This window comes from Streptomyces durocortorensis (assembly GCF_031760065.1).
Classification (GTDB): domain Bacteria; phylum Actinomycetota; class Actinomycetes; order Streptomycetales; family Streptomycetaceae; genus Streptomyces.
On sequence record NZ_CP134500.1, the window covers coordinates 716,727 to 737,581 of the forward strand.

Genomic DNA, 20,855 nt, shown 5'->3' on the forward strand with positions numbered 1-20,855 from the left:
CGCCACAACGCTCAGCTCATGACCATGACCAAGTGCTTAGCGTTAGTGGCTGCACCGATGTTCCCCAAACCGTTGACCTCCTCCACGGCCAGCCGCACACACGTCTCGCACCCCGGCCCGAAGATCCCCGCCGGGCCCTGCATCGGATACACCAGTGCCACATTCAGCACCGACGCGTCCACCGAGAACCACTCGGGGCTGCGCAAGTGCGTCGAAGGCCGTGACATGCGCCCATGATTGCGCCATCACCCGCCTGGATCCCGACGAGCGCCACGATCGAGACCGATTCGTAGACGTCCGCGCCCGCGACCGTCCGCTGAACGGCGTTTCACCTCGCGGCGACCGCATCCGGGCGGCGAGGTGAAACGTCGGAACGCCGCCTATCCCACGCGTACGGGGTCGGCCGGTTCGGTGCGCCACTGCCCGGCCAGTTCGCGGCGGGCGCGCGCCACACGGGAGCGCACCGTACCGATGGGGCATCCGGCGGCGGCCGCGGCGTCCTCGTAGGACAGCCCCAGCAACTGGGTCAGGACGAACGCCTGGCGCCGCGCCGGGTCCAGTCGCCGCAGGGCGTCCAGCACCGCCACGGACTCCTCGAACCCGGGCAGATGGCGGGGCTGGGCGCGTTCGGCCGCGGTCTGCCAGTCCGCGGTGTCGGCGGTCCGGGGGCGCGCGGCGGCGGTGCGGTACCGGTCGACGACGACGCGCCGCGCGATGGACATCAGCCAGGTCCGGGCGCAGGAACGGCCCGCGAACCGGGCCAGCCCGCTCATCGCCCGCAGATACGTCTCCTGGGCCAGGTCGTCCGCGCCCGGGACGTCCGCGCTGAGGTAGGCGACGAACCGGCGGACGTCCTCGTAGGTCGCCCGGACGAACCGGTCGGCGGCCTCGCGGTCCCCGCCGCCCGCCGCCAGGGCCCAGTCGGTGATCTGGCCGTCGTTCTGCCGGGCGGCGGGGGCCCGGGGCGGGCGGGCGGCGGTCACCCGGATCACCGGGGGCCGGGCGGTGGGCACCCGGGCGGGAAGCCCGGGTGCCGGTGGTGCGGTGCCTCGCAGTGTGGGGGCAGGAAGTGTCACAGCAGCCCTTCGCGTCCTAGCGGAGCCGGCGGCCGGCAACGGCCTCCGGGTCCGGTCACCGGCCCCGGACGCCCTGGGGCGCCCCCGTGGACCGGCATGCCTGTCACGGGTGTGCGCGACGCGCACACCCGTACCGCCTCCGGCCCGCAAGGGGCCGTAAGGGCGGATGGAGTTCAGGTCAGAGGAGGCGGAGGCGGTACGGGGGCCCTCGCCGGGAGACGCTGTGCCGGGCGAGAAGGTCCCGGCGGCGGCCGGGCCTGCGGCAGGTGCGCCGTGGGGCGGGGTCCGCCGGGGCGGGCGGTGTCGCGGACCACAGGCGCAGGGCCGACCGCAGCGGGGCCCGTACGAACAGCACCAGGGAGCGGCCCAGCCGGGCGGCGGCGACCTCGCCGCGCCACAGCCACCAGCCGCAGATGAGCCCGGCGATCGCGTGGGCGGCTGCCATGCCCGTGGTGAACAGCGAGCCATCGAAGGCCGCCAGAACCCCCATCAGGTCCGACGGGCCTCCGATCGACATGTCGTGGGCGGAGTGGCTCATCGCGCCCGGCAGATGGTGGGAGCCGCCCATGCGGTGCGCACCGGCACCGGACGGCAGCCAGGAACCGGCCGCGCTGAGGAAGCCGTGCAACCCCAACTGGCCCGAGGCGTGGGCCGCGACGGTCACCGGAGCGTTCCGTTCCCGTGCCGCGAGCCACCACCCCGCGCCGCCCACCGGCAGCAGCGCGGCGGCCTGGACGGAGAGAGGCAGGGGCGTGCCGGACATCAGCGCGTGGCCGAGCCCGGACACGGCGACGCACACCAAGGCGAACAGCGCGGTGCGCCCGAGTCGGAGTGCGGTTCCGGCTCCCATGGCGGCCATCGTGCCAGCACCACCCACCCCGGCGAGAAGGGGGCCGTAGGCGACAAATGCCGGGGTTCACCTTGTTTACCCCAGGAGCATCAAGTGTGATTCACATCACAAAAGAGTGCCGGGAACTTTCCCCGCCCCCCACCCGACTGCTCCGACGACGGGAGGCGCGCACCCGCAGACGTACGCTCGGAGACATGACCACTACCGATACCGATCTTCCCGTGATCGCCGCCGTAGACGGTTCCACGCACAGCTGGCAGGCGCTCGACTGGGCCACGCACGAGGCCGCTCGGCGCCGGCTCCCCCTGCTGATCGTCCACGTCCGCCCGCTCACCCGGCAGGCCGACGAGCAGACCCGGCGGCGCGAGGCGGACGAGCTGCTGGCCGACGCCGTACGCCGGAGCGCGCGGACCGTTCCGGATCTGCGCCCCTCGACGCTTGCGCCTCTGGACTTCCCGTCGGCCGCGCTGGTCTCGCTCGGCCGGGACGCCTCGATGATCGTGGTCGGCTCGCGAGGGCTCGGCGGCTTCCGGTCGCTGATGATCGGCTCCAACAGTCTCGCCACCGCATCGATGGCGAGCTGTCCGGTAGTGGTCGTGCAGGACGGCCGTCCTGAGGAGGACGACCAGCCCGGGGACCTGGAGGTCTTCACCGACATCGTGGCGGGGGTGGCCGCCGACGAGAGCAGCGAGGCGGTCCTGGAGTTCGCCTTCGCCACCGCGGCCTCCCGGCCGGACGCGCGGCTGCGGATCGTGCACGGCTGGACGATGTTCTCCTCGATGCTCGCGGGCGGTCCCGCCCTGGACCGGGAGGCGGCGGCGGGCTCGGCCGCGCGAACCCTGGCGGAGCTGACCTCGGGCTGGCACGAGAAGTACCCGCAGGTGGAGATCGTCCGGGAGCCGGTCAACGGCTCCGCCGCACGCACCCTGGTGACCGCGTCGGCGACCGCGGCGCTGACGGTGATCGGCCGCCGCAGGGGCGGCGAGTCGCTCGGGCTCGGGCTGTCCCCGGTGGCACAGACGACGCTCACGCACGCGCTCGGGCCGGTCGCGGTCGTGCCCTGCTGAGCGGTGCCACCCCTGTGAGGCCGCCTCCCCGCTGCGGACCTCTTGGCCTGGCGGGCTGCTTGACCGAGACTTGCCCGATGACACAGCGTGTGGCACTCGCGACCGTACTGGACCGGCTTGCCATCGATGACGTGATCACCGGGTACGCGGTGGCCGTGGACGACGGGGCCTGGTCGGACTACGGAGCCCTGTTCACCGAGGACGGCCGCGCGGACTACCGGGAAGCGGGCGGGGCCGAGGGCCCGGCCGACGAGATCGCCCGGTGGCTCGCGGAGACGATGAGCCTCTTCCCCGTCCGCCAGCACCTGATCGTCAACCGCCGCATCGAGCTGGAGGACCTGGGCGGCTATCCGGGCGACCGGGCACAGGTGCGGGCCGACTACCTCAACCCGATGCGCCTGGCCCGGAAGGATGACGCGGGAGCGGACAACGCGCCCGACTTCGTCACCGGCGGCCGCTACACCTTCGAGCTGCGCCGCGCCGACCCGGGCTGGCTGATCCGTACGGTCACCGTCAACGAGAAGTGGCGGCGGGCACCGAGCGGGTAGGCCGCATCGGCCGGGGCGGGGCAGGGCCGCATGCCCCGCACGGCCGTGTCCCCTGTCCGGCGGGGAGCACCTGCCCCACACTGGGTGGACAGGGGCGGACCGGCACCGGGGTACACGGGGGCGGACCGGAGAAGGCAGCCGACCGCCCGCGCACCACCGAGGAGGCCACGGCATGCGGACCCCGGACGGCGGGCCCTCGGCCCGTGACCGGCTCCTCGCCTCCCGCTGGGGCCGTGCCGGGGCGGCGCTGCTCGCCGGGGCACTGCCCGCGCTGGCCTTTCCCGCACCCGGCCTCTGGTGGTTCGCCTATGTGGCCCTCGTCCCCTGGCTGCTGCTGATCCGCGGCGCGGGCACGCCCCGCCGGGCGGCGCTGGACGGCTGGATCGGTGGGATCGGCTTCGTCATCGCCGTGCACCACTGGCTGATGCCGAGCCTCCATGTCTTCATCGTGCTGCTGGCCGCGCTGCTCGGGCTGCTCTGGATCCCCTGGGGGCTGCTGGTGTTCCGGCTGCTCGGCGGCGCGCCCTCCGCATGGCGGGCCGTGGCCGCGGTGATCATCGTGCCCTCCGGGTGGCTGATGATCGAGCTGGTCCGCTCCTGGGAAGGGCTCGGCGGTCCCTGGGGCCTGCTCGGCGCGAGTCAGTGGGAGGTCTCCCCGGCCCTGCGGGTGGCTTCGGTCGGCGGGGTGTGGCTGGTGAGCCTGCTGGTGCTCGCGGTGAACACCGGCACGGCCCTGCTGATCGCCGTGCCGGCCGCCCGGCGGACCGCCGGTGTCGCACTGGTGGTGTGCGCCCTGTCCGTCACCGCGATGTGGGCGTGGGCACCCCGGCCCGAGAGCACCGGCACGGCCCGGATCGCCGTCGTGCAGCCGGGCGTCATCGAGGGGCCCGGCAGTGTCGCGCGCCGCCTCGACCGGGGCGAGGAGCTGACCCGCTCGCTGGAGGGCCGGGGGGTGGACCTGGTGGTGTGGGGCGAGAGCAGCATCGGGGCGGGCGCGTGGCAGGACCCGGAGACCGCGCGGCGACTGGCGGAGCTGTCCCGCCGGGTCGGCGCCGATCTGCTGGTCAATGTGGACGCCCGGCAGACCAACGGCACGGGGAGGTCGGGGATCTTCAAGTCGGCGGTGCTCGTGGGGCCGGACGGGCCCACCGGGGACCGCTACGACAAGATGCGTCTGGTCCCGTTCGGTGAGTACGTCCCGGCCCGCGCTCTGCTGGGGTGGGTTACCTCCGTGGGGCGGGCGGCGGGCGAGGACCGGCTGCGCGGCGACCGCCAGGTGGTGATGCCCCTGCCGGACGGTGCCCGGGGGCTCCGGGTCGGTCCGCTGGTCTGCTTCGAGTCGGCGTTCCCCGACATGAGCAGGCGGCTGGTCCGCGACGGTGCGCAGGTGCTCGTCGCCCAGTCCGCCACCTCGACGTTCCAGGACAGCTGGGCCCCGGCCCAGCACGCGTCGCTGGGGGCCCTGCGGGCCGCCGAGAACGGCCGCCCCGTGGTGCACGCCACGCTGACCGGGGTCAGCGCGGCGTACGGGCCCCGTGGTGAACGGCTGGGCCGCCCGCTCGGTACGGACGCGAGTGCGGCGGAGGTGTTCGACGTGCCGGTGGCCCGCGGGACCACGCTCTACGGCCGCCTGGGCGACTGGCCGGTGTACGGGGCGATGGGGGCGATGGCCGTACTGTGCGCCGCCGTGGGGGTGCGGGCCCTCAGGAAGCCTGCTCCAGGGCCTCCCGGACCACCCGCTCACACAGCTCATGGGTCGCCAGAGCGTCCCGGGCACTGAGTGTCCCGCCCTCGCGCACGGCGTCGAGGAAGGCGTGGACGCAGGCCTCGATACCGCGCTGGCGGGCCACCGGAACCCAGTCGCCGCGCCGCCGCACCGAGGGCTGGCCCTTGTGGTCGATGACATCCGCGATATTGAGGACCTGACGCTTGGTGTCCTGGCCGGAGACCTCCAGGACCTCCTCGGTCGAGCCGTTCAGCCGGTTCATCATGCCGATCGCCGTGAACCCGTCACCGGACAGCTGGAGCACCACGTGGTGCATCAGGCCGTCCACGATCCGGGCGCGCACGGTGGTGTGGTCGACGGGGCCCGGCAGAAGGAAGCGCAGCGTGTCGACGACGTGGATGAAGTCGTCGAGGATCATGGAGCGGGGGTCCTCGGGGAGCCCCACCCGGTTCTTCTGCATCAGGATCAGCTCGCGCGGGTGCTCGGCGCACTGCGAGTAGCTCGGGGCGAACCGCCGGTTGAAGCCGACGGCGAGGCTGACGCCGCGTTCCTCCGCGAGGTTCACCAGCCGCTCGGACTCGGCGTACTCGTAGGCGATCGGCTTGTCGACATAGGTGGCGACCCCGGCGTCGAGGAGCCGCTCCACGATCTGCGGGTGCACGGCGGTCGGCGCGTGCACGAAGGCCGCGTCCAGCCCTTCGGCGAGCAGGGAGTCAAGGCTCGTGTGCCGCGCGCCGGCCGGAACGCGGTGGGCGTCGCCGACCCGGTGGAGCGTGGCGGGGGTGCGGGTCTGCAGATGCAGGTCGACCCCTGGGACGGCGGCGAGCACCGGCAGGTACGCCTTCTGCGCGATGTCGCCCAGCCCGATACAACCGATCTTCACGAGGGTCTCCCTGTTCGCCGTGACGCACTGCTGTTCCGCTGTTCCGCCACGGCAGCATACGTCCGGTCCGTGGCGGCCCCGCTCGCCGGTTCCCCGGCGAAACCCCTGGCCAGGGACATGATCATGGACAAGGATGGCCGCCATGACTTCTTCCACGGCTCCTTCCGTGTCGTCTTCGTCGTCTTCCGCGTCCCCCTCCGCGACCTCTTCCGCACTGCCCCAGCGCTCCGAGCCCGCTCTGGACGCCGCCGAGCGCCCCATGCTGGAGGGCTGGCTCGACCACCACCGTGAGACGCTCGCTCTGAAGTGCGCCGGTCTCACGGACGCGCAGCTGCGCGAGGCGTCCGTCCCGCCCTCCGCGTTGACCCTCCTCGGCCTCGTACGGCATCTGGCCGAGGTGGAGCGGTTCTGGTTCCGCGAGATCCTGGAGGGCGCGGAGCTGCCGGACCTCTACTCCACCGAGGAGGACCCGGACGGGGACTTCACAGTCACGGAGTCCGACACCTGGGCCGAGGCGGAATCCGTGTGGCTGGCGGAGACGGCGGCGGCCCGCAGGAGCGCCGCCGCGTTCGGCCTGGACGACTTCTCCCAGGGCGTCGGCTCGTCCGGCGAGCCGTTCAGCCTCCGCTGGATCTATACGCACATGATCGAGGAGTACGCCCGGCACAACGGCCACGCCGACCTGCTGCGCGAGCGCGTCGACGGCGCCACCGGCGAGTGAACGAACCGGTGCACCGCCGGGCACGGGGCTGACCGGGTCACCCGTGCGGGCCATTTCTCGTCCACCGGCTCCCCGGGAGCCGTGGCGGGACCACAGAGTTACCCGGGTGCAGCGAACCAGAATCAGCGTTCAACTCCTGGTCGGCTTAGCGGTCACGGCCGTGTCCGGCTGCGTTTCGGTGACGCCCCCGGCCGGCCCTCCCGGCCATCCCCCGCCCCCGGGCGCCACCGGCCCGGCCCAGGACGTGGCCCCGCAGATCGTGCAGCCGCCCGCCCGCGAGGCACTGGAAGTCATGGTGGACCCGAGCCCCTCGGCCTCCCGGCCGCCCGCCCCCACGCCCCCGGCGGCCTCCGACGCCCGCCCGGCGCCCGGGCGGGCCGGACCGCCACCGGCGCGGGAGCGCACGCACCTCCCACCGCGCACAAGACCTCCCCGGGTGCCGGGCGTCCCTCCCGTCGTGGTGCCCGTGCCCTCCGTACCACGCCTCCCGGGAAGTGGCGGGACGGACGTCTGCGCGCTGGGCAGGGGGTACGGCGGCTGGCCGGCGGGCAGCCGGGAAGCCCGCAGTTGCGAGGAGGTGTACGGCCGCTGACGCGGAACTCCCGGACGCGGCGGCCTCGCCCGGAGCCGTACCCGGTCACTGCTGCCGCATACGGAGCTCCAGCCGGTCGATCGCGGCCCGCACCCCGCCTCCGTTTCCGCCGTCCACGAGCGCGTCGGCGGCGGCGCGGGCCCGGCGGAGGTGGAGGCGTGCCGAGTCCGGGCGCTGGAGCTTGAGGTAGTCCGCCGCGAGGTTGAGGTGGAGCGAGGGGTAGAACGCCCGGACGGCCAGGGTGTCCCGGTGCTCCGCCGCCCGCTCCTCGCTCAGCCCCTCGGCGGCCGTCAGCGCACGCAGGTCCCAGGCCAGCTCGTCGCCGGGATCGTCCTGCGTGTCGGCCATGTAGTGCGCGAGGGTGCAGCGGTGCAGGGCGTCGCCGTCCGCGCCGAGCTCCGACCAGAGGACACCGAAGCGGTTGCGGGCCTCCTCGCGGTCACCCCCGTGGAGCAGCATGACCGCCTGGCCGATCCTGGTCATCACGGCGTCCTCGGACGCCTCCTGCTGCTCCACCACTGCGGTCTCCTCGTGCCCGTGCTGCCGGTTGCGGTCGTTCCGACGCTAACGCCGGGATTCCGCATTACCGCTCAGACACGGACGTACCACGCAAGGACCGAACAGACCGATCGAACACGCGCATACCGACCGGACTCAGCGGCCCCGGCACGTCAGCCGAGGTCGGGGATGCGCCAGTCGATCGGCTCGTGGCCCTGGGCTGCCACGGCCTCGTTGATCTGGGTGAAGGGGCGGGAGCCGAAGAACCGCTTCGCGGAGAGCGGCGAGGGGTGCGCGCCCTTCACCACGACGTGGCGCTCCTCGTCGATCAGGGGCAGCTTCTTCTGCGCGTAGTTGCCCCAGAGCACGAAGACCGCCGGGTCGGGCCGGTCGGCGACGGCACGGATCACGGCGTCGGTGATCTTCTCCCAGCCCTTGCCCTTGTGGGAGTTGGCCTCGCCGCCCCGCACGGTGAGCACGGCGTTGAGCAGGAGGACGCCCTGCTCGGCCCACGGCATCAGATAGCCGTTGTCCGGGACGGGCAGGCCGAGCTCCTGGTTCATCTCCTTGTAGATGTTGCGCAAGGACGGAGGCGTCTTGACTCCGGGCCGCACGGAGAAACACAGCCCGTGCCCCTGGCCCTCCCCGTGGTAGGGGTCCTGGCCGAGGATGAGGACCTTGACCCGGTCGTAGGGGGTGGCGTCCAGGGCGGCGAAGACCTGCTCGCGCGGCGGATACACGGGACCCTTGGCCCGCTCCTCCTCGACGAAGTCCGCCAGCTCCTTGACGTACGGCTTCTGCAGTTCTTCGCCGAGGACGCCGCGCCAGGACTCGGGCAGCAGGTCGATATCGGTCACGTCCACAACCTCCGGTGAGCAACAGGTTCTTGATCCCAGAACCTACCGCCCGCCACTGACAACGGACCCGCGAGCCGTATCGGCTGCTGCCGGCCGGCCCAGGGCCGGCCGGACCGGCTACCAGCTGGCCTTGCGGTACAGCTCCCACATCTGCATGACGGTCTGCGGGTCGAGCGCGCGCTCGCCGCCGCCGATGTCCTCACCCGCCGCCACGTACAGCTTGCCCTGCCACAGCGGGAGCAGCCGGACGTCGTCGACCAGGATCTCCTGGGCTCGCTCGAACTGCTTGCTGACCGCGCCCCGGTCGCTCTCCTGCCGCGAGGAGGGGATCAGCTGCTGGGTGATCTCCTTGTTGATGTACGGGGTGCCGGTGACGCTCTCCTTGCCCACGAAGGGGGCGATGAAGTTGTCGGGGTCCGGGAAGTCCGGGAACCAGCCGCGGCCGAAGACCGGGTACTCGCCCTTGTTGAAGCCTTCCTGGAACTCCTGCCAGGGCTTGCCGTTCAGCGTGATCTCGAACAGCCCGGAGCCTTCGAGCTGCCGCTTGAGCTCCTCGAACTCGGGCTCCGTGGAGGAGCCGTACCGGTCGGTGGTGTACCAGAAGCTCATCTTCACGGGCTCGGTGATGCCGGCCCCGGTGAGGATCTCCTCGGCCTTCTCCACGTCCGGGTCGCCGAAGGTGTCGAAGAAGCTCGTGGCGTGTCCGGCGATGCCCTTGGGAATCATGGAGTAGAGGGGCTCGGCGGTTCCCCGGTAGACCTTGGCGACCAGGGCGTCACGGTCCACGACGTGCGCGATGGCCTTGCGGACGGCGGGGTTCGCGGCGGCCGGGTCCTTCGGGTTGAAGACCAGGAAGCGGATGTCCGCGCCGGTGCTCTCGACGATCTGGAGGCCGGCGTTGTCGGCCTTGTTGTCCTCCAGGCTGACGACCTCCTCGGCGGTCAGACCCCGGTAGGTGGCGTCGATCTCCTTCGCCTTGAGCGCGCTCACCATCTCGGCGGACTTCTCGAAGTAGCGGATGGTGACCGCGTCGTTCTTCCGGTTGGCGAAGCCCTTGTAGTCCGGGTTCTTCTTCAGCTCGGCGGTGGCCCCGGCGTCGTAGGACTCCAGGAGGTACGGGCCGGAGCCGGTGACCTTGCCGTCGTCGCGGATCCCGTCCTTGCGGTAGTCGCCGGGGGCGACGAGCGACATGGCGGGAGTGGCCAGAATGAACGGGAACGTCGCGTCGGACTTGTTCAGGTGGAAGATGACGGTGTCGTCGCCCTTGGTCTCCACCCGGTCCAGCGAGCCGAGCATTCCGGCCGGGCCGCCCTTGAAGTGGATGTCCAGGACACGCTCGATCGAGTACTTGACGGCCTCGGCGTCGAGCTTCTCGCCATTGGAGAACTTGAGGTTCTTCTTGAGCGTGCACCGGTAGGCCATGCTCGTGGCGTCGGTGAACTTGCAGGATTCCGCCGCGTCCGGCTCCGGGCTCGTGCTGCCGGTGGGGAAGCTCACCAGGGTCTGGTAAACGTTCCGCATCAGTTCCCAGGAACCGTCCCAGGCTGCCGCCGGATCGAGCGTGGACGGGGAGCTGGTCGTCCCGACGGTTATCTTCTGGTCCGTTTCCGATCCACTGTCGGAAAAGAGACCGCAGCCGGCCAGCAGAGAAAGGGAAGCTAGGGCTGCAGCGGCCTGCAGACTGGCCCGGTAGAACACGTGCACGCTCCTCGATCAGCCATGGGTCGGCAGACCATACCGCAGCGCCCCGACGGGTCAATCCGTCGGCCCGACGGGGCACTTGCGTCAATCAGGGCCAAACCGGTTCAGGCCGCTCTCAGCCCACGCCGGCGTTCAGGAAGATTCCCCCGTCCACCACCAGGGTCTGCCCGGTGATCCAGTCCGACTGCGCCGAGGTCAGGAAGGCGGCGGCGCCCCCGATGTCCTCGGGCACACCGAGCCTGCCCAGCGGATAGGCGGCGGCCGCCTCCGCTTCGCGGCCCTCGTAGAGGGCTTCGGCGAACCGGGTCTTGACCACGGCGGGGGCGATCGCGTTGACGCGGACGGCCGGGGCGAACTCGTGCGCCAGCTGAAGGGTCAGGTTGACCATGGCCGCCTTGCTCATGCCGTACGCGCCGATGAACGGCGAGGCGGAGACCCCGGCGATGGAGGCGATGTTCACGATCGCCCCGCCGTTCTCCTTCTGCCAGGCCTTCCAGGTCTGCTGGGCGAACCCCAGCGCCGAGATCACATTGGTCTCGTAGACCTTGCGGGCGACGCCGAGATCGAGCTCCGCGATGGGGCCGAAGACCGGGTTCGTCCCGGCGTTGTTCACCAGGTGGTCGACCCGGCCGAACGCCTCCATGGTGCGCTCGACCGCCGCCGCCTGGTGGGCCTCGTCGTGCGCCTTGCCCACGATGCCGATCACCCGGTCGGAGCCGAGCCTCTCGACGGCCTCCTTCAGGGCCTCCTCGCCCCGTCCCGTGATGGCCACCCGGTCGCCGCGGGCGACGAGCGCCTCGGCGATGCCGTAGCCGATACCCCGGCTGGCGCCCGTGATGAGGGCGACCTTTCCGCTGTCCTGCACCGTCATGTGTCCGCTGCCCTTCGGATCAGTTGAGGGGTCCGCCGGCCACGTACATGACCTGGCCGGAGACGAAGCCCGCGTCGTCGCCCGCGAAGAAGGCGATGGCGTTCGCGACGTCCTCGGGACGGCCGACGCGCTGGACGGGGATCTGGGTGGCGGCCGCCGCCTGGAACTCCTCGAAGCCCATGCCGACGCGGGCAGCCGTCTGCGCGGTCATCTCGGTGACGATGAACCCGGGCGCGACGGCGTTGGCCGTGACCCCGAACTTGCCGAGCTCCTTGGCGAGCGTCTTGGTGAGCCCCTGGAGCCCCGCCTTGACCGCAGAGTAGTTGGCCTGGCCGCGGTTGCCGAGAGCCGAGGAGGAGGAGAGCGAGACGATCCGGCCGAACCCGGCCTCGACCATGTGCGCCTGCACGGCCTTGGCCATCAGGAACGCACCCTTGAGGTGCACGTTCATCACGATGTCCCAGTCGGACTCGCTCATCTTGAACAGCAGGTTGTCGCGGAGCACACCCGCGTTGTTCACGAGGATCGTCGGCGCGCCCAGCTCGGCGGCGACCCGCGCGACGGCGGCTTCCACCCGACCGGCGTCCGACACGTCGCAGCCGACGGCGAGCGCGGTGCCCCCGGCGGCGGTGATCTTCTCGACGGTGTCCTTGCAGGCCGCCTCGTCGAGATCGAGTACGGCGACGGCGCGGCCCTCGGCCGCGAGGCGTACGGCGGTGGCGGCGCCGATGCCCCGGGCCGCTCCCGTCACGATGGCGACGCGCTGCTCGGTGGTGGACATGCTTGGTTCTCCTCGCCCTTGGATAGCGGCTCAGCGGACGTCGGGCGCCTCCCAGGCAGTCGTCGGCAGAGCGACCCGATGGCTGAGCAACCGCTTAGTACCTTCAGCAGACGAGACGCTAGAAGCCCTGGCACCCGGTGTCAACGGCGCACGGCCCGGGGGGCCGCACGTCACACACGGCGGCGGCCCCCTCGTACCGGACTCAGCGCACCAGCAGGTCGAGCAGCCGCTCCACCTCACCGGCCGGATCGGTGGTGAGCCCACTGTGCACGGCCCCGGGCTGGACTACCGTGGAGCGCGGGGCGATCAGCCAGCGGAAGCGCCGCCCGGCGTCGTCTCCGGCCGCCTGCCCGGCCCCTTCACCGCCGCCGCAGACCCCTTCCACCGCACGGAGGGCGGCCCGTACGCCCATCACATCGGCGTCCGGGTCCAGCGCCCTCAGCTTCGCCTCGTCCAAGTGCGTACGGGCGGCGACGAACGACCGGGCCCGGCAGTAGACGAGCACCCCCGCGTTGAAGCACTCGCCGCGCTCGACCCGGGGCACGACGCGCAGAATCGCGTACTCGAAGACATCGCGCCTCGTCATCGGCCACCGCCCTCTCCCGTACGGACGGCGGCAGCGGAGCGGTCGTCGCCGGATGGCTTCGGCCGGGGCGGCAGGCGCTCGGTGAGCCAGCCCGGCGCCTGGGAGGGCCGGGTCGAGGCCGGTGCGTCCAGGGTGATCCGCCGGTGGATGGTGGCGGCCCGGGCGAGCAGCGGGGCGATGTAGGCCCGGCGCAGCTCGTCGGTGGACCCGAACCCCGGCTCGTCGGCCAGCCAGACGTCCGGCACCTCGGCGGCCACCTCGGTGAGCAGTTCCTCGGTGACCAGGGGGGCCAGCTCGGCGGCGGCAGCGGCGATGTCCGGGGCGAAGGGGGCCAGGACATGGTCCGACGCGTTGTACGGCTTGGCCGCGGAGGCCTCGGCGCCCGGCCAGTTGTGGTGCCAGATCATGGTCGCGCCGTGGTCGATGAGCCAGAGGTCGCCGTGCCAGACGAGCAGGTTGGGGTTGCGCCAGGACCGGTCCACGTTGTTGATCAGCGCGTCGAACCAGACGACCCGCCCGGCCTCGGCCGCCCCGACCTCGTAGGCGAGCGGGTCGAACCCGAGCGAGCCCGGCAGGTAGTCCATCCCGAGGTTCAGCCCGCCGCTCGCCTTGAGCAGCTCCTGCACCTCCTGGTCGGGCTCGGCGAGCCCGATGACCGGGTCGAGCTCGATGGTCACCAGTTCGGGCACCCGCAGCCCCAGCCGACGGCCGAGCTCCCCGCAGATGACCTCGGCGACCAGCGTCTTACGGCCCTGTCCGGCCCCGGTGAACTTCATGACGTACGTACCGAGATCGTCGGCCTCGACGATCCCGGGGAGCGAGCCGCCTTCACGCAGGGGCGTGACGTAGCGGGTCGCTACAACCTCTTCCAGCACTTTCCCAGGCCACCCATCTCTTCAGCCTTGCAGTCACACGGACGACTTCTCCGGGGCGTAGAGGCAGGCATGGCCAGTCAACGACACTGGGGGAAATCCGGGATTCTCGGCCGGCGGGCCGGTCTCCCCGCTCCCCCCAGCAGACCGCCGATGGTGCCGCGCCCCTTGCTTCCGGCTTCCGGCTTCCGGCTTCCGGCTTCCGGCATGAAGTGAGCATAGTAACCGAGGGTGATCGTCGGCGAGGAGTGTCCGCGCCACCGAGCCAGGGGCACGACGGGCCTGATCCGGTTTGCCGATCAAGGTGTTGCGACGATCAGTGGAATCCATCCAGTACACCAGTCGGCAATTCGTTGCCCTGGCAGCCCAGTTCGGGGCCCCGATGTCGGTCGGCCGCACCGGTCGGTGCTGGGACAGCGTGCTCGCAGAGTCGTTCTTCTCGACCAACGAACGCGAAACGCTCGTCTCCTACTGCCGGCCTTGCCCCTCACCAGCCCCGCCCCGCGACGTCAACTGACAGGCATGTCGCGTACTGGCGCGGACGGACACTCACCTGGCTTTGTTCGCGAGATCCGGCAGCGGATGTTCACCAGTTTCGACAGCACCCGACTGGCGCGCTGTTCGATTGTGTGGTGGGGCGTCCTGGTGAGCCTCGGCCGCTGCGCCCGGCAGTGGCCGAGGTCTGGTGCTGCGGTTCTCGGGTCAGGCCAGGGTCTTGATCCAGTCGGTGATGACGTCGACGTACTGCTGTGCCATCGGCTCGTGCATGGTGTGCGGCGCGTCGAGCGGGGTGAAGGTGACCGGCTGGCCGGTGGATTCGAGCAGGCGGCGGGCCTGGGCGGCCTGGATGTCGGTCATCGCGCCCATGAGCTGCCCGGTGTCGGGGTCCGTCATGTGGAAGTGGTGGGTGAGTAGCACCGGGGTCTTCACCTGGGCGAGCATCGTGGCGTGATCGACTCCGGCGTTGGCGGTGTCGGTGGCCCACGCCTGGCCCCATTCGGGGTCGTACTCCTTCAGGTGCTGCACCGGGGTCGGGGACGCGCCGGCCTCGGGGTCGCCGTCGCCCATCATGAAGCCGATGCCCGGGTGCAGGAAGGCGGGCAGCTCCTCGGGGGCGGCCTTGACCATGCCGGTCCAGTCCCCGATCGACCACTGCGGGCCCAGCCACTTGGCCCACAGCGCGAAGATCGGCCCGAGCGTCTGCATCATCCCGGGCCCGTACGGCGGGGCGCCCTGGGAGGCGAACAGCGGCGGGTCCTCCAGGATCGCGCCGCGGACCAGGCCGGGCTTGCCGTAGGCGGCCACATAGGCGGTGATGATCCCGCCGGAGGAGTTCCCGGCCACGATCGCGGGACGCTGGATGACCAGGTCGATGAACCTCTCGACGTCGGCACCCCAGGTGCCCAGGTTGTAGCGGCCCGGGGTCCAGGTGGTGCGTCCCTGGCCGCGCAGGTCGATCGCGAACACCTGGAACTGCGAGCTGAGCAGCCCGATCGCTTCCTCATAGCCCCACCAGGACTCGCCCTGGGCGGGGATCAGCAGCAGCGCGGGGGCGCTGGGGTCGCCCTCGGCGACGTAGTTCATGCGGATCTCGCCCAGGTCCACCAGCTGCTCGGTGAAACGGTGCGGGACGAAGGTGTCGGCGCGGTCGGCCGCCTCGGAAATGCCCATGGTCATACTCCTTGCACGCGCGGCAGGTAGCCAGGGTCATGAGTGGCTACCAGCTGTGATTCTTGCTGCGAGCCGCCCGGTCAGCGACCCAGACCGACCGTAGGACGGATTGAGGACGGTCACTGTCCTCAATCCCAGCCAAGCCGGTCACTCGCGCTGCGGGAAGCAGCACCTGGCTGTTCGAATCTGCGAGTCCGAAGCGCGCTGTCGAAACTGGTGAACATCCGCTGCCGGATCTCGCGAACAAAGCCACTCTCCTCAAGGCCGGCGTGAGACGCCCTTCCCCGTTCGGTCCGCTCGTTCGCTCCAGCCAGTCGTCACGCCTCCGGCTCCCGCCACATGGCACGGAGGGCCGAACCATCGGGAAGCGGCAGCTCTCTGACGGTGCGGAACCCGTGGCGGGCGTACAGAGACTGATTGAGGGCGCTGGTCGCTTCCAGGTAGGCGGGCAGGGCCTCCCGGTCGCACTGCTCCAGCAGCGTGGTCAGGAGCGCCGAGCCGATGCCGTGGCCCTGGTGTTCGGGGCGTGCGGCCATGATGGGCAGGTAGTAGTGCGATTCGCGCGGATGGTTGTCGTCGAGCAAGGTCAGGAGTTCCATGACCGCCGGGGCGAACTCCTGTGCCACCCGTTCGACGTCGCCGGCGAACGCCTCGGCGTTGTCGTCGAACGCCTGTTGGACGTGCGGCGGCATCCACAGGGCGGCGCCGGCAAGGTCGTCGGTCGTGTAGACCTCGTCATACCGCATGCATCCGGCGACCCAGAGCTCGAAGAAGTCGGGGAGAATCCGCCGACGCCGTTCGGGCTCCGTCCAGGCCCAGCCGATCACCGGGTCGTCGAAGAATCCTGCCGCGAGCGCTTCCGCGACGGTTCGGGTTTCGTCCGGCATCGCCTTCCGGGGGCGGATGCCCGGCCGGAGCGAGTTCATCAGTGACATGACACGGCTCCTTGTCAGGATGCGCGGAACTGGACGGTGACGTCGGTGGGCCGCTGAAGCGCCAGGTAGACGGGGCAGCGCTCCTGCCAGACGCGGGCGACTTCGGCGACGGCCTCCGCGCCGTCCGGGCTGTCGACCGTGATGTCCACGGTCAGCTCGCCGAGGTCGGGGTGCGCGCCGTCCATGCCCAGCAGCCCACGGGCATCCGCGGCACAGCGCGCGGTCGCCTCCACGCCGTTGATCCGCACGCCGAGCTGGGGGCCCAGCGTGTCGTACACGAAGGCGACAGCGCAGCCGGCGAGCGCACTGAGCAGCAGGGCTGTCGGGCTGGGCGCCTGGTTGGTGCCGCCCAGCGGCGCGGGCAGGTCGGCGCGCAGAGTGAAGGGGCCCGCCTGGATCGCGGCCTGGCCGTCCTCCACGCGTGCGGTCGCCGTCGGCTTGCTGCGGCCCCGGTCCGGGTCTCGCGTCCAGGTCGCGAGGGTTTCTTCGAGGGTGGTCGTCTTGGTTTCCACGTTCCTCACACCTCCTGTACACGCACCGAATCTACGGAGGTGGTGAAGCGGCAGGAACGGCAGAACTACCGTATTTCGTCGGCGGTCAGGACCTGGTGGTGAGGACGGCGAGGTCCTCGGCTCTGCGCACCGCTTCCGTACGGGTGTGGCAGCCGAGCTTCGCCAGCAGGTTGCGGACGTGCATGTCGACAGTCCGGGTACTCAGGAACAGCCTGGAGGCGATCTCGCTGTTGGTGAGCCCGGCGGCGACCAGCCGCAGGACCTCACCTTCGCGTCGAGTGAGGCCGATCATGTCGGTCCGCCGGGCGGCCCGGGAGCCGAGTCGGCGGCGGACATCCTCGCCGATCTCCCGCAGCTCGCGGGTGGCGGCGGAAGCCAGCGGGCCTGCCCGGAGGGTGCGTGCCGTGTGGTAGGCGCCGACGAGGCGTTCGACCGCCTTGGTCCTGTCGCCGGCGCGCGACAGGGCAGTACCGGCCCTGACCTGTGTCTCGGCGGTTTCGGGTGGCAGTGCCACGGCCTCCAAGAGCGCGAGGGCGCGTTCGAACCGGTCGACGGCCCGGGGGGCGTCGCCCTCCAGCAGGGCGGCCTCGGCCAGCGCGTGCGCGAGGGCTGCGGTGGCCTCCGCGGTGCCCGTGGCGGCAGCGATGCGGGCCAGTGCGTCCGTGCAGGCACCGAGGTCGTCTCGCAGGTCGCGGCGGGCGAAGTACGTCGCTGCCCAGCGCAGCGCGGCGACGGAGTAGTGGTTCTCCTCCCGGGTCAGGCAGCGGGCGGTGAGTTCCCGCAGTCGGATCGTCGCGCTGTCGTCGTCGCCGTCGAGCGCATCGGTCCGGGCCAGGCCCCAGCCGGTGTCGATCTCCAGCCCGAAGAGCTCATGGGCCTGCGCGTACGCCGCGGCGCGAGCGAGGTGGCGGCGTGCCGTTTCCGTCGTTCCCCGGTTGGCGAGGATAAGCCCGACCTCCCCGGCGGCCACCATGCGCGCGACGTCGGGGGCGTCCCGCTGGGCGAGGACCTCCTGACCGGCATGGAGTGCGCGGTCCCACTGGCCGGTGTGACGCAGCGCCGGGGTCAGGCAGGCCAGGCATACATGGGCGTCGGCGTCCATACCGCGGGTGCGGCAGAACGACAGTGCGTCGGTCCAGGCGTCCAGCGCCGCGGGATAGGAGGTGCGCTGTTCGAGCGCGTCGGCGTACAGGTAGTAGATGTCGGCGGCCAGCGCGTCGGGCCCGGAGCCGAGAGCCAGGTCGAGGGCCTGGCGGGACAGCTCGATGCCGAGCGCCCCCTCGCCGAGCTTGGTCCTGATCAGTCCCTCTGTACCCAGGGCACGTATACGGACCTCGGCCGTCGGGTCGATCTGCGCGGCGTCGATGTCCCGCCAAGCGTCCCGTACGAGCCGCATCGCCCCGGTGAGGTCGCCGGCGGCGTGCAGGTGCGACGCCGCTGCGAGGCGTTCCGCCGCCGCCTCCGCCGGGCGGCCCGTCCGGGCGTACTTCTCAGCGGCGACGTACCGGGCCGCGAGCGCACGCGGCCAGTCGTCCGCCAGCTCGTAGACGCCGGCCAGGCACCGTGCGATGCGCGCATGGCCGGCGTGGTCCCCAGCCACCCGGCAAGCGGCGGCGACCTGCTCCCAGGCGCGGACGGCTTCACCCGTCTCACCACAACGGGCCGCACACTCGCCCAGCAGTTCGAGCGCACGCAACCGGGCCCGGCCCTCCGCGTCCGCGGGCCATAGCGCGAGGGCGCGCTTGATCGTGTCCATGGCGTCGCGGTAGGCATGGACACGGCACGCGGCCTCGGCGGCCTCCAGCAGCAACGGACCAGCACGCGTCGGCTCGTGCGCCTTCTCCCAGTGCCCCGCAACGAGCCCGGGCGCTTCACCGCGAACCTCCATGGCGCGCGCCAGCGCGGCGTGGAGCCGACGACGACGCGCCCAGGGCAGGGTCGCGTACAGCGCCTCACCCGTCAAAGCGTGACGGAAGGCCGCCTCGCCCCCTCCCGATCCTGGACACTGCATCAGCACACCGGCGTCCAACAACTCCTCGATGCCCGCCTCCTGCACACCTGCCGTGACCAGTACGTCGAACCGGGCCGACCGGCTCACGGCGATCACCTGAGCGGCCGCCTGCGCTGCCTCCGGCAGTCGAGCCACGCGCTGAAGCACGGCATCGGTGACCGACTCCGGCACCGCCGCCGCATCCCCTGTCTCGGCCACCGCCGAGGCCAGCTCCTCCAGGTAGAAGGGCACACCACGAGCACGGCGTACAACGGTGTCCACGATGTCCTCAGTGGCCACGTCCCCCAGCACGCGTCTCACGAGGAGAGCGCTGGCCGCCGGGTCCAGGGGGCGCAGCCGTACATGTCTCTCCCTGCCGTCGGCGGCTTGCCGCAGTTGTGACCGCAGGTCACGCACAGGATGCCGGCGTGGCAGCTCGTCACTGCGAAACGCCCCGATAACCAGGAGGGGAAGCCCTGGCGAAGGCACCGCCCAGCCTCCCAGGAGGGTCAGCGTCGCACCGTCAGCCCACTGCAGGTCGTCGAGGAAGACCACAGTGGGGCGCTCCCGAGCCAGGTGCTCGAACGCCTCCCTCAACACCGTCGGTACGTCGCCCTCAGCGCATTCGGCTGCTGGACAGTGGCTGCCGAGTGCAGACCTGAGCGGTCCGTACGAAATCCCCCGCTGCGAGCCGCAGCCCCGCATCACGCGCAGTTCCGAAGAAAGAACGGACTCGACCAGCGTCGTCTTCCCGGCCCCCGCCTCCCCCTCGACGAGCCACAAGCCACCGTGGCCGCCGCCCAGCAACCCGGCGAGGGCCTCGCGCAAGCGCTCCTGTTCGCGCCCCCGGCCCAGCAGTCTCCCCGCCTGGGAATTCTCAGCGGGTCGCTTCATCCCCAACACCCCACATGACTCGGGCCGGGCGCTTCATCCCATGCTAGGCCGACGGCCGACACCGTGCCCTTCCCCGCCAGGCGGAGAACCCGGGTCGGCGTACGTGAGCGCCGCACGCACCCGGGTCGAGGCCGCGCCTGCAGGCCGGACCGGGACCGAAGCCGAAGTGCGGACCGACTGGGCAGCAGCCCGCCTGGAGCGCCTCGACCCTCTCCACACACCGCCCTAGCTGCCCGACGTCCCGAACGACGAACCACGAACCACGAACCGAGGCTCAGCGGGCCAGCAGGTCCTGGATCGCCTCCGCGATCTCGCCGGGTGCCTCCTCGGCCATGAAGTGCCCCGCTCGGGTCAGCCGGTGGTCCAGGTCCGGCGCCCAGGCCTTCCACACCGCGGCCGCGTCGTAGCCCAGCTGCGCGCCCCAGTCCTGCTGGACGACCGTCACGGGCATGGCCAGTTGCGACCCGGCGTCCACGTCCGCTCGGTCGTGCGTGACGTCGATGCCCGCCGAGGCCCGGAAATCCGCGACGATCGATGTCACCGCCGCGGCGCTCGCCCGCAGGTACTCGGCACGGACATCCTCCGGCATGGCGGTCGGGTCGTTGGCCCAGGCGTCGAGGAACGAGCCGAAGAACACGTCCGCGCTGTTGGCGATCACCGCCTCCGGCAGGCCTGGCGGCTGCGCCATGAGGAAGAGGTGGTAGCCGACTGCCGCCGAGGCGCCGTGCAGGACGTTCCACATGTCGAGCGTCGGCACGATGTCGAGGATGCCCAGGTGCGTGATGCTCTCGGGGTGGTCCAGCCCGGCCCGGAAGGCGACCAGGGCGCCCCGGTCGTGGCCGACGAGGGCGAAGCGCTCGTGGCCGAGGGCCGCCGCCAGGGTCACGACGTCTGCGGCCATGGTGCGCTTGGCGTACACGTCGGTGTCGGTGACAGTCGGCTTGTCGCTGGCGCCGTAGCCCCGCAGGTCAGGACAGATCACCGTGTGCCCGTCGGCGAGCCGCTCGGCGACGTGTCGCCACATCAGGTGGGTCTGGGGGAAGCCGTGCAACAGCACAACCGGGCTGCCGCTGCCGCCGACAGCGGCGGCCAGTTCCACACCTCCCGCACCGGGCAGGCGGATGTGATCGAAGCCGGGAACGGTGAGCGTCATGAAAGGCCGTCCTTTCGGGTGGGGACCGGACCGGATCAGCCTGGGCGACGGCGATCAGCAGCCGATGAGTA

20 protein-coding genes and 1 pseudogene are annotated in these 20,855 nt (G+C 71.5%); 5 read left to right on the forward strand and 16 right to left on the reverse strand.

Annotation, left to right across the window (positions count from 1 at the left end; translation table 11 throughout):
• Nucleotides 1-380: 380 nt before the first annotated feature.
• Both RI138_RS03025 and RI138_RS03030 read right to left on the reverse strand, forming a co-directional pair.
• The gene (locus RI138_RS03025; RefSeq protein WP_311122796.1) at nucleotides 381-983 is read right to left on the reverse strand and encodes a sigma-70 family RNA polymerase sigma factor; all 603 of its coding nucleotides are present in this window, start codon (nucleotides 981-983) and stop codon (nucleotides 381-383) included.
• A 271-nt stretch (nucleotides 984-1,254) separates the two neighbouring features.
• Complete coding sequence (locus RI138_RS03030) at nucleotides 1,255-1,926, reverse strand: hypothetical protein (protein ID WP_311118658.1); 672 nt, start codon at nucleotides 1,924-1,926, stop codon at nucleotides 1,255-1,257.
• Nucleotides 1,927-2,120: 194 nt separating this feature from the next.
• Here RI138_RS03030 and RI138_RS03035 point away from each other — a divergent pair, with 194 nt between their 5' ends.
• The 3 genes from RI138_RS03035 to lnt all read left to right on the forward strand — a co-directional run bounded on the left by RI138_RS03035 (nucleotide 2,121) and on the right by lnt (nucleotide 5,321).
• The gene (locus tag RI138_RS03035) at nucleotides 2,121-2,993 is read left to right on the forward strand and encodes a universal stress protein (protein ID WP_311118659.1); all 873 of its coding nucleotides are present in this window, start codon (nucleotides 2,121-2,123) and stop codon (nucleotides 2,991-2,993) included.
• A gap of 77 nt (nucleotides 2,994-3,070) precedes the next feature.
• The gene (locus tag RI138_RS03040; protein ID WP_311118660.1) at nucleotides 3,071-3,541 is read left to right on the forward strand and encodes a nuclear transport factor 2 family protein; all 471 of its coding nucleotides are present in this window, start codon (nucleotides 3,071-3,073) and stop codon (nucleotides 3,539-3,541) included.
• Between the two features lie 172 nt (nucleotides 3,542-3,713).
• The gene (lnt, locus tag RI138_RS03045; protein ID WP_311118661.1) at nucleotides 3,714-5,321 is read left to right on the forward strand and encodes an apolipoprotein N-acyltransferase; all 1,608 of its coding nucleotides are present in this window, start codon (nucleotides 3,714-3,716) and stop codon (nucleotides 5,319-5,321) included.
• Here lnt and RI138_RS03050 read toward each other — a convergent pair.
• Nucleotides 5,245-6,150, reverse strand: coding sequence for a Gfo/Idh/MocA family protein (locus RI138_RS03050; RefSeq protein WP_311118662.1), 906 nt, complete (start codon nucleotides 6,148-6,150; stop codon nucleotides 5,245-5,247). The genes lnt and RI138_RS03050 overlap by 77 nt on opposite strands.
• A gap of 259 nt (nucleotides 6,151-6,409) precedes the next feature.
• On the opposite strand from RI138_RS03050, the gene RI138_RS03055 reads away from it, so the two are divergent.
• A complete protein-coding gene (locus RI138_RS03055; RefSeq protein WP_311122797.1) occupies nucleotides 6,410-6,871 on the forward strand; it encodes a DinB family protein in 462 nt (153 codons plus the stop codon).
• Nucleotides 6,872-6,977: 106 nt separating this feature from the next.
• Entirely contained in the window at nucleotides 6,978-7,463 is a 486-nt protein-coding gene (locus RI138_RS03060) for a hypothetical protein (protein WP_311118663.1), read from the forward strand.
• Between the two features lie 45 nt (nucleotides 7,464-7,508).
• On the opposite strand, the gene RI138_RS03065 is transcribed toward RI138_RS03060, so the two are convergent.
• The 13 genes and pseudogenes from RI138_RS03065 to RI138_RS03125 all read right to left on the reverse strand — a co-directional run bounded on the left by RI138_RS03065 (nucleotide 7,509) and on the right by RI138_RS03125 (nucleotide 20,784).
• Nucleotides 7,509-7,982: a hypothetical protein gene (locus tag RI138_RS03065; RefSeq protein WP_096629750.1), complete on the reverse strand. Its 474-nt coding sequence runs from the start codon at nucleotides 7,980-7,982 to the stop codon at nucleotides 7,509-7,511.
• Between the two features lie 152 nt (nucleotides 7,983-8,134).
• Nucleotides 8,135-8,818, reverse strand: coding sequence for a uracil-DNA glycosylase (locus RI138_RS03070; protein ID WP_096629778.1), 684 nt, complete (start codon nucleotides 8,816-8,818; stop codon nucleotides 8,135-8,137).
• A 117-nt stretch (nucleotides 8,819-8,935) separates the two neighbouring features.
• A complete protein-coding gene (locus RI138_RS03075; protein ID WP_311118664.1) occupies nucleotides 8,936-10,516 on the reverse strand; it encodes an ABC transporter substrate-binding protein in 1,581 nt (526 codons plus the stop codon).
• Nucleotides 10,517-10,634: 118 nt separating this feature from the next.
• Nucleotides 10,635-11,390, reverse strand: a complete 756-nt coding sequence (locus RI138_RS03080; protein WP_096629747.1) for an SDR family oxidoreductase — start codon at nucleotides 11,388-11,390, stop codon at nucleotides 10,635-10,637.
• A gap of 19 nt (nucleotides 11,391-11,409) precedes the next feature.
• On the reverse strand, nucleotides 11,410-12,171 hold the full coding sequence (gene fabG, locus RI138_RS03085; protein ID WP_096629745.1) for a 3-oxoacyl-ACP reductase FabG: 762 nt from the start codon (nucleotides 12,169-12,171) through the stop codon (nucleotides 11,410-11,412).
• Between the two features lie 202 nt (nucleotides 12,172-12,373).
• Complete coding sequence (locus RI138_RS03090) at nucleotides 12,374-12,757, reverse strand: DUF3037 domain-containing protein (RefSeq protein ID WP_311118665.1); 384 nt, start codon at nucleotides 12,755-12,757, stop codon at nucleotides 12,374-12,376.
• Entirely contained in the window at nucleotides 12,754-13,632 is an 879-nt protein-coding gene (locus tag RI138_RS03095) for a HipA family kinase (RefSeq protein ID WP_096629742.1), read from the reverse strand. Before RI138_RS03095 ends, RI138_RS03090 begins: the two co-directional genes overlap by 4 nt.
• A 699-nt stretch (nucleotides 13,633-14,331) precedes the next feature.
• A complete protein-coding gene (locus tag RI138_RS03105) occupies nucleotides 14,332-15,300 on the reverse strand; it encodes an alpha/beta hydrolase (protein WP_311118666.1) in 969 nt (322 codons plus the stop codon).
• 317 nt (nucleotides 15,301-15,617) lie between these two features.
• Nucleotides 15,618-16,235: a GNAT family N-acetyltransferase gene (locus RI138_RS03110; protein WP_311118667.1), complete on the reverse strand. Its 618-nt coding sequence runs from the start codon at nucleotides 16,233-16,235 to the stop codon at nucleotides 15,618-15,620.
• 14 nt (nucleotides 16,236-16,249) lie between these two features.
• A complete protein-coding gene (locus RI138_RS03115; RefSeq protein WP_311118668.1) occupies nucleotides 16,250-16,747 on the reverse strand; it encodes an OsmC family protein in 498 nt (165 codons plus the stop codon).
• An 85-nt stretch (nucleotides 16,748-16,832) separates the two neighbouring features.
• Entirely contained in the window at nucleotides 16,833-19,037 is a 2,205-nt protein-coding gene (locus RI138_RS03120) for a helix-turn-helix transcriptional regulator (protein ID WP_311118669.1), read from the reverse strand.
• Nucleotides 19,038-19,241: 204 nt separating this feature from the next.
• Nucleotides 19,242-19,631: pseudogene (locus RI138_RS32360) on the reverse strand (ATP-binding protein); the annotation flags it as partial.
• Between the two features lie 274 nt (nucleotides 19,632-19,905).
• The gene (locus tag RI138_RS03125; RefSeq protein ID WP_311118670.1) at nucleotides 19,906-20,784 is read right to left on the reverse strand and encodes an alpha/beta fold hydrolase; all 879 of its coding nucleotides are present in this window, start codon (nucleotides 20,782-20,784) and stop codon (nucleotides 19,906-19,908) included.
• Nucleotides 20,785-20,855: the final 71 nt, after the last annotated feature.

What these genes read in the sequence shown, in the direction of transcription:
- RI138_RS03030 (WP_311118658.1), bottom strand. Translation starts at nt 1,926, where the DNA reads ATGGGAGCCGGAACCGCACTCCGACTCGGGCGCACCGCGCTGTTCGCC.
- RI138_RS03035 (WP_311118659.1), top strand. Translation starts at nt 2,121, where the DNA reads ATGACCACTACCGATACCGATCTTCCCGTGATCGCCGCCGTAGACGGT.
- RI138_RS03040 (WP_311118660.1), top strand. Translation starts at nt 3,071, where the DNA reads ATGACACAGCGTGTGGCACTCGCGACCGTACTGGACCGGCTTGCCATC.
- lnt (WP_311118661.1), top strand. Translation starts at nt 3,714, where the DNA reads ATGCGGACCCCGGACGGCGGGCCCTCGGCCCGTGACCGGCTCCTCGCC.
- RI138_RS03055 (WP_311122797.1), top strand. Translation starts at nt 6,410, where the DNA reads ATGCTGGAGGGCTGGCTCGACCACCACCGTGAGACGCTCGCTCTGAAG.
- RI138_RS03080 (WP_096629747.1), bottom strand. Translation starts at nt 11,390, where the DNA reads ATGACGGTGCAGGACAGCGGAAAGGTCGCCCTCATCACGGGCGCCAGC.
- fabG (WP_096629745.1), bottom strand. Translation starts at nt 12,171, where the DNA reads ATGTCCACCACCGAGCAGCGCGTCGCCATCGTGACGGGAGCGGCCCGG.
- RI138_RS03090 (WP_311118665.1), bottom strand. Translation starts at nt 12,757, where the DNA reads ATGACGAGGCGCGATGTCTTCGAGTACGCGATTCTGCGCGTCGTGCCC.
- RI138_RS03105 (WP_311118666.1), bottom strand. Translation starts at nt 15,300, where the DNA reads ATGGGCATTTCCGAGGCGGCCGACCGCGCCGACACCTTCGTCCCGCAC.
- RI138_RS03110 (WP_311118667.1), bottom strand. Translation starts at nt 16,235, where the DNA reads ATGTCACTGATGAACTCGCTCCGGCCGGGCATCCGCCCCCGGAAGGCG.
- RI138_RS03125 (WP_311118670.1), bottom strand. Translation starts at nt 20,784, where the DNA reads ATGACGCTCACCGTTCCCGGCTTCGATCACATCCGCCTGCCCGGTGCG.